Consider the following 13,362-nt stretch of genomic DNA (forward strand, 5'->3'; position numbering starts at 1 on the left):
AAGGAGACGAAGATGAGACCCCCACCCATCGGTTTGTCGTTCCGGTCGACGATCATGGTCGACGCAAAGCTGACGGTGCCGCAAATCCCGCTGCCGCTCGGCGTCATGGCGAACATGCCGCCGGTCTTTGCGACCGCCTATATGATCGCCTTTGTCGAGGCGACCTGCATCGAGGCGCTGGCGCCCTATCTGGGCGAGGGCGAAGCGACGGTGGGCACGCATGTCGATATCAGTCACGCCGCGGCGACGCCGGTTGGCATGCGTGTGACCGCCGAGGTGGTGCTCGAGGCCCTCGAACGGCGCAAGCTTCGCTTCCGGGTTTGTTGTTCCGACGAAGCCCATCTGATCGGCGAAGGGTTTCACGAGCGTGCCGTCATCGATGGCGCCGCATTCTCGGCCCGGACTTCGGCAAAGCTGGCGTCGGGCGGGGTGACGGGATAGGAAAGCGCACGGCATTATCGGGCGTTGCATCATGCGGGGTTGATCCCGTTTGCGTTGATTCTGGTCCGCCTTCTCGTCCGGCACGGCCAAGGAATAGCCCCAAAACCTTCCCGTGCGGCATGCAAGAGCCCGCGCGATTTCGGGCGACATTTTGGTCTGCGCCGGCATCGGTCCGCGCTTTTGCCGCGCGTCCCGGCCTTATGCGCGACTAATCGCCGGCGAGCGCCTCGATCAGACGATCGACGTCGGAGTCCGTCACATGCAGGTGCGGCGCGATGCGGATCGCGTCCCCGCGCTGGCTGACATGGATGTTGCGCGCACGCAGAAGCCCGATCAGGTCCTGCGGGTCTCCGGCAACCGACAAGCCAAGGATGTGCCGGCTGCGGAAGTGCGGGGCCAATATTTCGTAGCCGAGCGGCGCGACGGCGGCCGCGATCCGGTCGGTGATCGCGCCCAATCGCGCCACGATACCCGCAATCCCCCATTGTTCGATCTGACGAAGCGCCGCAATCGCGCCCGGCAACACGGTCGTCACACAGGTCTCGCCGACGTCGTACCGCCGCGCGCCGGCGCGATACTCGGCGCAATAATCGGCGAGGCGCGTGAAATCCTGCGCATTGCTTCGCGCCAGCCAGCTTTCCTCGAGCGGACGTTCGCCGTGCCAACGCGGATCGACGTAGAGCAGCGAAAAGCCATAGGGGCAAAGCAGCCATTTATAGCCTGCCGCAACCATGAAGTCGGGCCGTACGGCAGCGAGGTCGAGCGGCGCCGCGCCGAGCGACTGGGTGACGTCTAGAACGAGGACCGTACCGTTCGCGCGGCATGCCGCGCCGATCGCGACAAGGTCGAAGGTGGCGCCGTCGGTCCAGTGACACGCCGAGAGTGCGGCGATACGGACCGACCGATCGAGTGCGGCGAGCACCGCCCGCGTCCAGTCGCCATCGGCCGGACGCCCGGCGGTCCGGATGGCCGCGCCGCGCTCGGCGGCGATCCGCTGCCAGGGGAATATATTCGACGGGAATTCCTGCGCGGCCACCAGGATATGGTCGCCCGCTTGCAACCGCGGCTCGAGAATGCGCGCGGCGGTACTGATGCCATAGCTTGCGGCGGGCACGATGGCGAAGTTCTCAGCGGCGGTGCCGAAGAGCGCCGCGGAGACGTCGCGCAGGGTTTCGGCATCGGCGAAGAAATCCGCGGGGGCGCGCTCCCAAGGCCGCAACTTCGCGCCTGCCGCGCATACGAGCGCGTCGCGCGAAGCGCGGAGCAGCGGCGCATTATACGCGGTGTTGAAATAGGCGACATCGTCGGGGATGTCGAAAAGGGCGCGACAGGAGAGGTTCGGCATGCGCGATGCTCTAGCAGTCCCGTCCGGTATGCGCAGCGAACCATTGCTTGGGCTGATCAAAGCCAGAATTTGCGTTCACGGTAGGCCCGTTTGCGAAACTGTTCGCCGGATGACTTTAGGGTAACATGATACGCGAATCATGCTTCCGCGTAACTTGATTTCGACCCCTGATGCTCTATTGCCAAGGCGTGCAGGGTGATCCAGACAATTACATCAGCTTCCTTTCGGCCGCGCAAATTGAAACGTTGCGGCATGTTTTCGAGCACAAAAATTCCAAGGAAATCGCTCGCATTATGGATGTTTCGCCGCATACGGTCGACGAGCGCGTGCGGCGCGCCCTAAAAAAACTTAATGTTTCCAACAGAATAGAGGCCGCGACGATCCTGGCTCGTAACGGTGTATTCGACCAGGTTACGCCATATCAGCCTTTGACATATCAATTGTTCGACCTAGGCGATGCCGTCCCCGCCGATGAAGCCGGTGCGGGGCGCAGTTCGATCCGGCGGCTTTTCGACATCGGTTCGCCATTTCCTACCGCGTCCCAGCCGGCCAACCGGCACGGGTTGATGGAAAGGATTATCTGGCCGATCCTGATCGCCTTCGCGACCATATTGGCATTTTCCGCTCTCTATTCGATCCTTGTTGGTCTTGGTCGTGTTTTGACCTGAATGCTGCGGGGGGGAAACCGTCGGCATTCGCTTTCAAGGACCGAAGACATGCTGAACGAACGACTTTCCGCGGCGAAGAAGATCGCCTCCGAACTCCACGAGGCCGAAGACGCCATCGACGAAACGATGATCCGCATCGCCCAGCTCGCGGCGACGCTACCGACCGCCCGGCGCGATATCAACATGTCGGCGATCGTCGGCCAGGAAGCGATGGCTAAGGTTGCCAATGCGCTGGCCGCCGCGGGCGAGGTTCGCCAGCTGCTGACCGACGCGCACATCGCGCTCACCGCGACGCAGAAGCAGGTGGGCCTTGGCACGCGCATGTTCGGTGCCGGCGTCAAGCCGCCCGAAGCGTCGCTCGTCGAGGCAGGTGAAGATCGCGGCATGGCCGAGATCGCGCACTTCCCGCTGGCGAAGGCTTCCTAAGCAACTGGGTGGACCAAACCACATGTGGACCGTGGCGATTTATTATGGGGTTCTGCTGCTCACGGTGGCCGTCGCGATGTGGCGCGGCGGCCCCCTGGAACGCTGGGCAGCGTACACCGCATTGCTCGCCTCGGTCTGCACCACCGTTCTGGCACCGAAACCGAACTGGTCGCATATTGAATATAGTATCTTCGCGATAGACGTCGTCGCCTTGGCGAGCTTCTGGGTCATCGCGTTGAAAACGCAGCGTTTCTGGCCCTATTGGATAACCGGATGGCAGTTGATCGCCATTTTCGGTCACGTCCAGAAGCTGATGTTTTCGGAGATATTGGCGCGTCCCTACGCGCTGCTTTCAATGTATATCTCTTACCCGATCCTTTTTGTCATTCTGTACGCATCGGGTTCGACCAGACGGAGAGAGGATACCAGGGCTCGAATTTAGTGCCCGAGGGGTCTTGATACATGCAGCAATTCTCGAATCAGGAAATTGCGGAAATACGCTCGCGCATCGACCAGATTCACGACATGCTGGCGAAGGGTGGCGACGAGCAGGCGCAAGCGGCGGTTTCAGGCTTCGTCCTGCCGACAGCCGAGGCGCAGCCGCGGCTGGTCGACCAGCTCGCGCTCAGCATCCAGGTCCGGCGAATGCGCCGGACGCACTTTGGCACCGCGCAAATGTCCGGGCCGACGTGGGACATGATGCTCGACCTCATGCTCGCTAACGCGAACGGCCGCACGCTCAGCGCCAGCGACCTTGCGACCGGCGCGGGCGTTCCCCTGTCGTCGGGGCTGCGGATGATCGCGGCGCTCGAAGCGCAGGGTCTCGTCAAACGGTCGATCGACGAGCGCGATCGTCGTCGATCGCTCGTCCGCCTGACCGAGGCAGGCACCGAGAAGATGGCCAGCTATTTCGAGAAATTCGGTACGGCGATGCGCAACGGGTACACCCGCGCCGCGTGATTGCCGGGGTGAGGTTGGCGGCACACCCCTCCCGCCGCCGGCCTCATTCGGTCATGTCGCGCATCATCCGTTCGATCTTCGCCATCGCATCGCGTTTGATCTGGCAGACGCGTGCCGCGCTGACGTCAAGCGTCAGCCCGATCTCCTGCAGATTCAGCTCTTCGAAGAAATAGAGCTGCAGGATCATCTGTTCGCGCTCGCCAAGCCGGCCGACGCATAATTGCAATGCCCTGAGCAGGCCGTCCTGCTCGATCGCTTCACCGGCGCCCGGCCGGTCGTCGGCAAAGAGGAAGCTCCCCTCGTCGACGAGCTCGTCGAGCGACGTCGAGCGGCCGTGCGTCGCGCTCTTTTCCAGTGCGAAATAGTCCTCGGCCGAGAGACCGAACGCCTCGGCCATCTCCGCCGCCGTTGGCGCGCGCATCAGCTTCTGTTCGAGCGTGGCGCGCGTCTGCTGCAATCGCCGCGCCGCCGCCATCGCCGAACGCCCGACATCGGCCTCGCGCCGCTGCTGGTCGATCATCGCGCCGCGAATGCGCGTAGTGGCATAGGTGGTGAAGGCGAAGCCGCGCTCCTCATAGGTCCGGCTCGCCTCGATCAAGGCCATCAGGCCGACCTGGATCAGATCCTCAAGGTCACTCGTGCGCGACACGCGCGAATGCACCTGCCAGGCGATCTTGCGCACCAGCGGCGCATATTCCTCGATCAGCGTCTCGGCGCTCTCGCCATAACCGCCGAGGCGCGGAGCGCGGGCCTTGGCCGCCGCAAATTGATCGGCGGGCTCAGTTTTCATGGGGCTCGTCCTTCATCTGGGCATCGGGAGCGTTCAGGCGCGGGATTTCGGCGCCGATCGTCGCGACGATCTCGGTCGCCTTGTTTGCCGGGATTTCGAGGTATGAAATGACCGCGACGTCGGGGAAGGTCGCTCGTACCAGCCGTGACAGCGCCGAACGGCAGAGCGGCGAGGCGACGAGCGCAAAACTGCGTGTCGAGAGCAGCAGCGGTTCGACAGCGTCGCCGATCTGTTCGATGATCTTCATCGCCATGCCATGCTCGAACGGCCATTCGGCACCCGGATTAGCGCGGACCGCCTGGTTCAGCAGCACCTCGATCTCGGGGGCGAAGGTCACCACGGGCAGCGGCATCCGGCTGGGCACGATCGTCTGGACGATCAGCGCGCCGATGCGCTGGCGCACCGCCTCGATCAGGTCGGCATCGCCCAGTTGCTGGCCGGCGATCGCCACCATCGCCTCGGCTATCTTGCGGAAGTCGCGCAGCGGGATGCGCTCGACGAGCAGCGCCTTGCACAGCGCGGCGACGCGCGGCAGCGCATAGCCCTGCGGGCTCAGGCTCTGCGCGAGCTGCGGATAATGCGTCTTCAGATTGTCGATCAACGCCTGCGCATCGTCGAGCCCGAACAGCTCGGACGCGGAGGCGACAATGCTGTTGTTGAGGTGCGTCGCGACGACCGTCGACGGATCGACGACGGTATAGCCCGCGGCGATCGCGTCATTCTGCGACGCCTTGGGAATCCACAGCGCGTCGAGCCCGAAGGTGGGATCCTTGCACGGTCGGCCGGGTACCGTGGTGACGAGGTCGCCGGCGTCAAGCGCGAGCATCTCATTGGGATAGACCTCGTCCTCGCCGACGATCACCCCGGCAACCGCGATGCGATAGGCGTTGCCCGGCAGCGACAGGTCGTCGGTGACCTTCACCGGCGGGATCACGAAACCCAGCTCCTTCGACAGCTGGCGACGGATACCGGTGATGCGGGTCATCAGCGGCGCGCCCTTGCGCTCGTCGACGAGCGCAACGAGCGCATAGCCGATTTCGAGCTGGCACGGCCCGACGTCGCTGACGTCCGCCCATTCGATATGGTGCGGGTCGGGCGCGGGCGCGGCGGGCGGCGGGGCGGCTTCGGCGACCTGTGCGGCCTTGCGCAGCTGCCAGCCGATCGTGCCGGCGATGGCCGAGGCGGGAAGGATCAGCAACTGCGGCATCGCGGGGACGAGGCCGAGCACGAAAAGCACGCCGCTCACCGCGAACCACACGTGCGGCGAAGCGAACTGGCTGCCGATCTGGCCCGACAGATCGTGCGGCGACGAAACGCGGGTGACGATCGCCGCGGCGGCGATCGAGAGGAGCAGCGCGGGAATCTGCGCGACGAGTGCATCGCCGATCGCGAGCGTGACATAGGTGCTGCCGGCCTCGGAGAAGGAGAGGCCGTGGCTGAAAATGCCGAGGATCAACCCGCCGACGATATTGACGAACAGGATCAGCAAGCCGGCAACGGCGTCGCCCTTCACGAATTTCGAGGCGCCGTCCATCGAGCCATAGAAGTCGGCTTCGGTCGCCACTTCCTGCCGGCGCGCCTTCGCTTCGTCGGGGGTGAGCAGGCCGGCGTTGAGGTCGGCGTCGATCGCCATCTGCTTGCCGGGCAAGGCGTCGAGGGTGAAGCGTGCCGACACTTCGGAGACACGGCCCGCACCCTTGGTAATGACGACCAGGTTGATGATCATCAGCACGAAAAAGACGAACAACCCGACGACATAATCGCCGCCGATCAGCACTTGGCCGAACGCCTCGATGACATGCCCCGCCGATGCCGTACCCTGGTGTCCGTGAACGAGCACCACGCGCGTCGAGGCGACGTTCAGCGACAGGCGGAACAGCGTCGCGAGCAGCAGCACGGTCGGAAAGGACGAGAAATCGAGTGGTTTCGACGCCTGCATCGCCACCATCAGGATCGCGAGGCTGAGCATGATGTTGGCGACGAAACTGATATCGAGCAGGATCGGCGATACCGGGATCACCATCAGCGCGACGAGAATCAACATCGCCGCGGGCAAGGCCGCGGCGCCCGCGATGCGGGGCCAGTTGCCGAGTTTCAGGTCGCCCATCAGGCGCCCCCCCCCAGCGAGGCGAGGCGGCGATACGCGCTCGCGGCGAAGTCCATCGACAATTTCTTCGGCATGGGCTGGATATCCATCATCGGGAGCGGCGGGCGCCCGCCGCCATTGGCGCCGCTGGCGCTCGCCATCTGCATGCGCCAGCCGGAGGTCGGAGCGGGCAGGCCGGGCATCATGCCGGCGCCGCCATCGGCTTCGAGCTTGGCGCGGAAGAATTCGCGGATTTCACCGAGGCTGCGCATACTGCCGTCGGCGTTGTAGAAGACCGGGCGGTTGGCTGCTGCGGCGTCGGGCAACATCGTCGCGCCGGGCTGGTCGGGATTGTCGCTCCACGCGCCGAGGAAGCGGGCGGCGCCCGCGCTCCCCAGAAAATGCGCAAGATACAGGTCGACCGGCTCGGCGGCGCGCCCGGTGCGGCTTTCGATATAGTCCTGATTGTCGGAGGTCAGTGCCGCCGCCATGTTCGACGCGGCAACAGGGTCGTCGCGCAGACCGAGGATCTGGTCGCGCAGCATCGGGTCGGCAATGCTGAACCGCCCCGATGCATCCTTACCGATCGCATTCGCGGCCCAGCCGAGCCCATGGTTGGCGCCGTGGCGATGCAAAGTCGCGAGCCAGGTCTGCCTGGTGAACTGGTACAGCCCGCGCGCCGACGAGGTCGGTGCCTTGGCGGTCGGGTTGAAACGGCTTTCAACCCGCGCGACATCGACCAGATAGTCGAAATCGACCCCGGTTCGCGCCGATGCATTCTGCACGGCATCCAGTACGGGAACGGCGCCGGGCGCCCCGGAAACAGGAGCAGGTGTCGCAGAAGGGTTGATCAGGTTCATGCCTTGGGTTCCGCTCTTTCAGGGAACCAAAAGCAATCATCGTGCCATTTTCCGGAAGCTGGCCGGAAAATACGGTTTGTCAGTAGGTTAAGGCGAGCCCTCGAGGCCGGGTGCCGCGGATCGCATGGTTCATGTCAATCCTCTGACGCGTCCAGTCCTTGAGCAGGTTGATCCGCATCGCGGCGGCTTCGAGCTGCGCCAGCGTCCGGGTGATCAGCGTCCGCGCCTCGGCTTCGCTGCCCGCCGGGATCGCGGCGCCGCGAAACAGGATCACCGCCGTCGCCAGTTCCTCGGTCGCGGCGATGATCGCGCCGGCGTCCTGCCCGTCGAGCGCGCCGACCAGCAGGTCGAGCTTGGCCTGGACATCCTCGATCGGCATTATTCGGTGCGCCCTTGTGCATAGTTCAGCATCGCGAGCGCGATCGTCGCCGCGTCGACGCGGTAGCCGCCCTGGTTGATGGCGGTGCGCAGCGAGGCGACGCGTGCGCTGTCCACCGGCGGCGGCATCGATGCGAGGTCGCTCGCGATGCGGATCAGGCTGGCGCCCGCCAGCGCGTCCGGCGCGGCCGTGCGAAGCGGCGTCGCGCCAGCCGCAAGCGTGCTGTCTGCGATCTTGCGCACGGGGGCCGTGCGGCTGACGCCGCCCACCTGTCCGATCTTGCCGTCACTCGACATAGCTGCCTCCATCTGCCCCGCCCGAACGAACGGCGGATGCGTCTCACAAGGCTTTAACGGACGGCGCGTCCGGAGATTAAGGGGTGGTTACCGAAAAAATGAAAAAAGAAACCCGGCGTGTCGGAATGCCGACGCAGCCGGGCCAGTGGGGCTTGGTCGTGTGAAGCGTGTCAGTCGGTCATCCGCGCGCGGCCGGGGCCCGTGACGATTGCGCTCAACATGTTTTTCGCGTCATTGCCGCGCAGCGCGATCGTCTCGCCAAGGCGGCCGTCCTGCGTCGCGATGGCCGAATAGCTGACCGTGAAAGTCTCGCTTTCGATTGTCACGCGGACATTGTCGCCGCGGCGGACGACGGGTGCCGTCGCCGCGGGGGCGGCAAAGCCTGCTTGCATGGGCGCCGCGCCCGCCGGACCGGTGAGCGGGACGCGCAGGCGCCATCCGAGCGGCGCACAGCGGACGGCGAGCGTCTGAACGTCGAGCGCGGTGACGGCCGGCTGTTCGGGGCAGCGCGCAAGCTTGATGCGGCGATCGATCGGCACGGCGGCGCGGCCCATCGCATTGGCGACGGCCTGTGCCATCGCGTCGATGGGCTGCCAGTCCTGCATCGCCTGCTGTGCTTGGGCAGCGGGAAGTGCGGTCAGGCTTGCGGCAAGGCAGGCGACGATCATGCGGGTCATGGCGACAATCCTTGTTGGTCCAAAATTCCACGGAATCGAACTGCAGGATGCGTGCCAGTCGGGGTTTCCCGCGGAATTCCGTGTGGTGGCACAGCGCCACGTCAATCTTTTGACGAGCTGCCGTCCGGGGCCGCGGCGGATGATCGAGCGACCGGCGCATATATTTGAAAAACAAAGATAAATAGATTTTGGCACGGCGATTGCATCATGCCTTGGTGTTATTCCGCGTGCCCGCGCCGGCCGGCCAGCCCGTCCACCGCGGCAAGCAAGGGAAGATGATGATGGCAACCGAGAAGCTCTTTGGCCTGCACGCGACGGCGCTCCAGCTGCGCAGCCAGCGCATGATGATGCTCGCGTCGAACATCGCCAACGCCGCCACGCCCAACTACAAGGCGCGCGACCTCGACTTTTCGAAGGCGCTCGACCTTGCAAGCCAGGGCGCCTCGACCGAAGGCGCGATCGCCTATCGCGTGCCCGTCCAGCCCTCGCTCGACGGCAACACCGTCGAGATGGCGACCGAACAGACCGCTTTCGCCGAGAATGCGCTCGCCTATCGCTCGAGCCTCTCCTTCCTCCAGGGCCGCGTCAACACGCTGACGCGTGCGATCAAGGGCGAATGACGATGAGCAATTTCTCGGTCTTCGATATTTCGGGCCGCGCGATGTCGGCGCAGCTCGTTCGCCTCAACACCACTGCCTCGAACCTCGCCAACGCGGGGACGGTCGCGGGCAGCGAGAAGGAAGCCTTCCGCTCGCTGAAACCCGTGTTCCGCACCGTGATGGACGCGCAGGGCCGCGCGACCGTGCAGGTCGACCAGGTCACGACGGGCAAGATGGCGCCCTCGAAGCGCCATGATCCGTCGAACCCGCTCGCCGACAAGGACGGCAATGTGTGGGAGGCGGCGGTCGATAGCGCCGCCGAGCTGGTCGAGATGGTCGAGACGGCGCGCCAGTATCAGAACAATGTCCAGGTCCTCGAAACCGCAAAGGGCCTGATCAACGAAACGCTGCGGTTGGGACAATAATCATGGCCGTCGATTCCATTGGTACACAGTATCAGAACTACTCGCCGACGCAGCTCAAGGGCCAGCAGCTCGACCAGAAGGACTTCCTGCGTCTGATGACGGCGCAGCTGTCGCAGCAGGATCCGTTCAACCCGGTCGATAACCAACAGATGGTTGCGCAGATGGCGCAATTCTCGAGCCTTGCCGGGGTCAGCGAGACCAACACGGTGCTGAAGAGCATTTCCGAACAGCTCGCGGCACAGACCGCGCTGCTCAAGGACATCAAGGCCGCCCAGACACCCCCGGCGACGCCGCCGGCCACTCCGACCACCTAATCATTTCGCAGGAAGGATAAGTCCATGTCGTTCTATACTTCGCTTTCGGGCCTCAAGGGCGCCCAGACCGACATGTCGGTCATCTCGAACAATATCGCCAACGCCAACTCGATCGGCTTCAAGCGCAGCAAGGCGCAATTCGGTGACATCTTCGCCTCGTCGCCGACGCAGTCGTCGAAAACCGTCGCGGGCCAGGGCCAGCGCCTGATCGGGATCACCCAGCAGTTCACCCAGGGGTCGTACGAGACGAGCGAAAAGACGCTCGACCTCGCGATCGTCGGCGAGGGGCTGTTCATCGTCAAGGGCGAGCCGCCGCGCAACCAGGTCACCTATACGCGGAACGGCGCTTTCTCGCCGCTGCCCGATGGCACCGTCATCGATTCGACCGGCCAGAAACTCCAGTTGCTTCCCGTCGATGCTGCGGGCAACGTCACCGACCGCACGCTCGCCGGCGCTTATGACTTCGTTCTGCCCGATGGTGCACCGAGCGATCCGACGGCCTCGCTGATCAACGTCTCGGTCGACCTCGACGGCCTCGTCACGGCGACCTTTGCGAACGGCGAAGACCAGGTGCTCGGCAAGGTCGCGATGGCGACTTTTCCCGCGATGGAGGGCCTGCGCCCCATCGGTGATGCGCATTGGCAGTCCACCGGCGAAAGCGGACCGCCGACGATCGATGCCGCGACCAACGGCCCGATGGGCACGATCCGCTCGGGGACGCTCGAACGCTCGAACGTCGATATCACCGAGGAGCTAGTGATGCTGATCGCCGCGCAGCGCAACTTCCAGGCGAACGCCAAGGCGATCGAGGGCGCTTCGACGCTGACCCAGACCGTCATCAACATGCGCACGTAAGACGCGCGACTGACCGCCTGCCGGGAGTATCCAGATGGACCGCCTCATCTACACCAGCCTGACCGCGATGCGGGGCAGCATGGCCCGGCAGACGGCGATCGCGAACAATCTCGCCAACGCCCAGACCCCGGGTTTCCGCGCCGACATGGCCGAGGCCCAGTCGCTGTGGCTGAAAGGCGAGGGGTTCGATACGCGCGCCGTCGCCTCGGAAGAGGTGCTCGGCGCCGATATGAAGGCGGGGACGATCACCCAGACCGGCCGCGATCTCGATGTCGCGGTACAGGGCGATGCGCTGCTCGTCGTTCAGGCGAAAAATGGCGAGGAAGCCTATACCCGCCGCGGCGACCTGCAGCTGTCGCCGAGCGGCCTTCTGACGACCGGCGACGGCAGCCCGGTACAGGGCGCGCAGGGGCCGATCACGATCCCGCCCGCCGACTCGATCAGCATCGATGCCGAGGGCCGGATCTGGGTCGTGCCGAACGGTGGCGACCCGCAGAATCCGCAGGAGGTCGACCGGCTGCGGCTCGCGACCCCGGCGGGTTCGGATGTCGTCAAGGGGATCGACGGGCTGTTCCGCGTGAAGGGAGGCGGGATTCTTCCCGACGACCCCGAGGCACGGCTCGTCACCCGCTCGATCGAAGGGTCGAACGTCGCCGCCACCACTGCGCTCGTCGAGATGATCGAGGCGAGCCGGAGCTGGGATACGCAGCTCAAGATGATCACCGACGCGCGCGACATGGACAGCGCGACGGCCAATCTGATGCAGCTGCCCCGTTAAGATGCAGTTGCCCCGTTAAGGAGAACAAAGATGAGCTTCGGTGCCCTTCACGTCGCGCGGACCGGTCTGGATGCCCAGGGCTTCCGGATGCAGGTGATCGCGAACAACCTCGCCAACGTCAACACGACGGGCTTCAAGCGCGACCGCGCGAGCTTCGAGACGCTGAGCTATCAGATGATGACGCAGCCGGGTGCGCCGTCGACAGCGGAAAACCGCTATGCGACCGGCCTCAACCTCGGCACCGGTGTCGCGCTCAGCGGCACCGCGCGCATCGATACGCAGGGCACGTTCGCGACGACCGGCAACGGCCTCGACGTTGCGATCGACGGTGCCGGCTATTTTCAGGTGCAGATGCCCGACGGGCGCATCGGCTACACCCGCGCCGGCAACTTCGGCCGCTCGCCCGACGGCACGATCGTGACCTCGGACGGCAAGCCGCTCCAGCCGCAAATCCAGATCCCCGAGGATGCGTCGAGCATCACCATCGGCGCCGACGGCACCGTGTCGGCGAGCGTGCCGGGACAGGAGGGCGCGACCGAGCTCGGCCGCATCGAGATCGCGCGCTTCTCCAACCCCGCGGGGCTGCAGGCGATCGGCAACAACCTGCTCGTCGAGACGCAGGCCTCGGGCGCGCCGCTCGTCGGCGGCGCCGGCGAGGAAGGCCGTGGCTCGCTGCGCGGCGGGATGCTCGAAGGATCGAACGTCAATGTCGTCGAGGAACTCGTCGACATGATCGAGACGCAGCGCGCCTATGAGGTCAATTCGAAGATGATCTCGGCCACCGACGAGATGATGAAAAATGCCGCGCAGACTCTCTAAACTCGGCCTGATCGCCTTGGCGCTTGTGGCGGCTCCGGCGGCCGCGAAGGACAAGGTCGCGCCCGACGCCTTTTCGGTGTCGATGCCCCCGCCGCCGCCCGCGCCGCCGTCGAATGGCGCGATCTTCCAGAGCGGTTACACCCCGCTCACCTCGGGCGGACGCGCCGGGCAGGTCGGCGACATCATCACGATCCAGCTCGTCGAGCGCACCGCAGCGACGAAAAGCAACGCCGCCAACACCCAGCGCGACGGCAGCATCGGCCTGACGCCGCCCGCGACCGGCCCGTTCTCGCTGTTCGACCCGAGCGATGTCGGCGCGAGCGGCACACAGCAGTTCAAGGGCAAGGGCGACGCGTCGCAGTCGAACGCGCTGTCGGGCGAGGTCAGCGTGACCGTCGCCGCTGTCTATCCGAACGGCACCATGCTGGTGAAGGGCGAGAAATTGCTGACGCTCAACCGCGGCGACGAACGTGTGCAGATTTCGGGCATCGTCCGCGCGATCGACATCAGTCCCGACAACCGCGTCCTGTCGACGCGCGTCGCCAATGCCAACATCCGCTACGTGGGCAAGGGCGAGATCGCGCGCGCCAGCAAGCAAGGCTGGCTGCAGCGCTTCTTCTCGATCATCAGCCCGTTCTGAAAGA

At 65.1% G+C, this 13,362-nt stretch carries 19 protein-coding genes; 12 read left to right on the forward strand and 7 right to left on the reverse strand.

All coding sequences use genetic code 11. The features are described from left to right. Positions 1 to 12: 12 nt before the first annotated feature. A complete protein-coding gene (locus QOL79_RS12580) occupies positions 13 to 441 on the forward strand; it encodes a thioesterase family protein (protein WP_283419820.1) in 429 nt (142 codons plus the stop codon). 208 nt (positions 442 to 649) lie between these two features. Here QOL79_RS12580 and QOL79_RS12585 read toward each other — a convergent pair whose 3' ends face one another. Next, positions 650 to 1,786, reverse strand: coding sequence for an aminotransferase class V-fold PLP-dependent enzyme (locus tag QOL79_RS12585; RefSeq protein ID WP_283419821.1), 1,137 nt, complete (start codon positions 1,784 to 1,786; stop codon positions 650 to 652). Positions 1,787 to 1,956: 170 nt separating this feature from the next. Between QOL79_RS12585 and QOL79_RS12590 the strand changes: the two genes are divergently transcribed. Genes QOL79_RS12590 through QOL79_RS12605 form a run of 4 tightly spaced genes read left to right on the forward strand, consistent with a single transcriptional unit; the run spans position 1,957 to position 3,840 of the window. Further along, on the forward strand, positions 1,957 to 2,454 hold the full coding sequence (locus QOL79_RS12590; RefSeq protein ID WP_283419822.1) for a response regulator transcription factor: 498 nt from the start codon (positions 1,957 to 1,959) through the stop codon (positions 2,452 to 2,454). A 48-nt stretch (positions 2,455 to 2,502) separates the two neighbouring features. Further along, positions 2,503 to 2,880 (forward strand): hypothetical protein, encoded by a 378-nt coding sequence (locus QOL79_RS12595; RefSeq protein WP_283419823.1) that lies wholly within the window; start codon positions 2,503 to 2,505, stop codon positions 2,878 to 2,880. Between the two features lie 22 nt (positions 2,881 to 2,902). Next, positions 2,903 to 3,322: a hypothetical protein gene (locus QOL79_RS12600; protein ID WP_058456552.1), complete on the forward strand. Its 420-nt coding sequence runs from the start codon at positions 2,903 to 2,905 to the stop codon at positions 3,320 to 3,322. A 20-nt stretch (positions 3,323 to 3,342) separates the two neighbouring features. After that, complete coding sequence (locus tag QOL79_RS12605; RefSeq protein ID WP_058456553.1) at positions 3,343 to 3,840, forward strand: MarR family winged helix-turn-helix transcriptional regulator; 498 nt, start codon at positions 3,343 to 3,345, stop codon at positions 3,838 to 3,840. Positions 3,841 to 3,883: 43 nt separating this feature from the next. Here QOL79_RS12605 and QOL79_RS12610 read toward each other — a convergent pair whose 3' ends face one another. From QOL79_RS12610 to QOL79_RS12635, 6 genes are all read right to left on the reverse strand, one after another. Then, the gene (locus QOL79_RS12610) at positions 3,884 to 4,630 is read right to left on the reverse strand and encodes a sigma-70 family RNA polymerase sigma factor (RefSeq protein WP_204992138.1); all 747 of its coding nucleotides are present in this window, start codon (positions 4,628 to 4,630) and stop codon (positions 3,884 to 3,886) included. After that, a complete protein-coding gene (flhA, locus tag QOL79_RS12615; RefSeq protein ID WP_283419824.1) occupies positions 4,620 to 6,737 on the reverse strand; it encodes a flagellar biosynthesis protein FlhA in 2,118 nt (705 codons plus the stop codon). The genes QOL79_RS12610 and flhA overlap by 11 nt, the downstream gene beginning before the upstream one ends. Then, positions 6,737 to 7,576 carry a transglycosylase SLT domain-containing protein gene (locus QOL79_RS12620; protein WP_283419825.1) on the reverse strand — a complete coding sequence of 280 codons (840 nt, stop codon included), beginning with the start codon at positions 7,574 to 7,576 and terminating at the stop codon, positions 6,737 to 6,739. The genes flhA and QOL79_RS12620 overlap by 1 nt, the downstream gene beginning before the upstream one ends. A gap of 79 nt (positions 7,577 to 7,655) precedes the next feature. Next, positions 7,656 to 7,955, reverse strand: coding sequence for a hypothetical protein (locus QOL79_RS12625; RefSeq protein WP_058456557.1), 300 nt, complete (start codon positions 7,953 to 7,955; stop codon positions 7,656 to 7,658). After that, positions 7,955 to 8,251, reverse strand: coding sequence for a flagellar biosynthesis anti-sigma factor FlgM (gene flgM / locus QOL79_RS12630; protein ID WP_204992141.1), 297 nt, complete (start codon positions 8,249 to 8,251; stop codon positions 7,955 to 7,957). The genes QOL79_RS12625 and flgM overlap by 1 nt, the downstream gene beginning before the upstream one ends. Positions 8,252 to 8,421: 170 nt before the next feature. Continuing rightward, positions 8,422 to 8,928, reverse strand: coding sequence for a flagella basal body P-ring formation protein FlgA (locus QOL79_RS12635; protein WP_283419826.1), 507 nt, complete (start codon positions 8,926 to 8,928; stop codon positions 8,422 to 8,424). Between the two features lie 278 nt (positions 8,929 to 9,206). Between QOL79_RS12635 and QOL79_RS12640 the strand changes: the two genes are divergently transcribed. From QOL79_RS12640 to QOL79_RS12670, 7 genes are read left to right on the forward strand one after another with little or no spacing between them, the layout of a single operon-like run. Next, positions 9,207 to 9,548 carry a flagellar basal body rod protein FlgB gene (locus tag QOL79_RS12640; protein WP_283420014.1) on the forward strand — a complete coding sequence of 114 codons (342 nt, stop codon included), beginning with the start codon at positions 9,207 to 9,209 and terminating at the stop codon, positions 9,546 to 9,548. After that, positions 9,545 to 9,952 carry a flagellar basal body rod protein FlgC gene (flgC, locus tag QOL79_RS12645; RefSeq protein WP_058456560.1) on the forward strand — a complete coding sequence of 136 codons (408 nt, stop codon included), beginning with the start codon at positions 9,545 to 9,547 and terminating at the stop codon, positions 9,950 to 9,952. Before QOL79_RS12640 ends, flgC begins: the two co-directional genes overlap by 4 nt. Positions 9,953 to 9,954: 2 nt before the next feature. Further along, positions 9,955 to 10,266: a flagellar hook assembly protein FlgD gene (locus QOL79_RS12650; protein WP_283419827.1), complete on the forward strand. Its 312-nt coding sequence runs from the start codon at positions 9,955 to 9,957 to the stop codon at positions 10,264 to 10,266. Positions 10,267 to 10,290: 24 nt separating this feature from the next. Next, positions 10,291 to 11,121: a flagellar hook-basal body complex protein gene (locus QOL79_RS12655; protein WP_058456562.1), complete on the forward strand. Its 831-nt coding sequence runs from the start codon at positions 10,291 to 10,293 to the stop codon at positions 11,119 to 11,121. 34 nt (positions 11,122 to 11,155) lie between these two features. Continuing rightward, positions 11,156 to 11,899, forward strand: coding sequence for a flagellar basal-body rod protein FlgF (gene flgF, locus QOL79_RS12660; RefSeq protein ID WP_283419828.1), 744 nt, complete (start codon positions 11,156 to 11,158; stop codon positions 11,897 to 11,899). 30 nt (positions 11,900 to 11,929) lie between these two features. Then, positions 11,930 to 12,718, forward strand: a complete 789-nt coding sequence (gene flgG / locus QOL79_RS12665; RefSeq protein WP_058456564.1) for a flagellar basal-body rod protein FlgG — start codon at positions 11,930 to 11,932, stop codon at positions 12,716 to 12,718. After that, positions 12,699 to 13,358, forward strand: a complete 660-nt coding sequence (locus tag QOL79_RS12670; RefSeq protein WP_283419829.1) for a flagellar basal body L-ring protein FlgH — start codon at positions 12,699 to 12,701, stop codon at positions 13,356 to 13,358. The genes flgG and QOL79_RS12670 overlap by 20 nt, the downstream gene beginning before the upstream one ends. The last annotated feature ends 4 nt before the right edge of the window (positions 13,359 to 13,362 follow it).

It is taken from the genome of Sphingopyxis sp. Geo48 (genome assembly GCF_949769155.1).
Classification (GTDB): domain Bacteria; phylum Pseudomonadota; class Alphaproteobacteria; order Sphingomonadales; family Sphingomonadaceae; genus Sphingopyxis.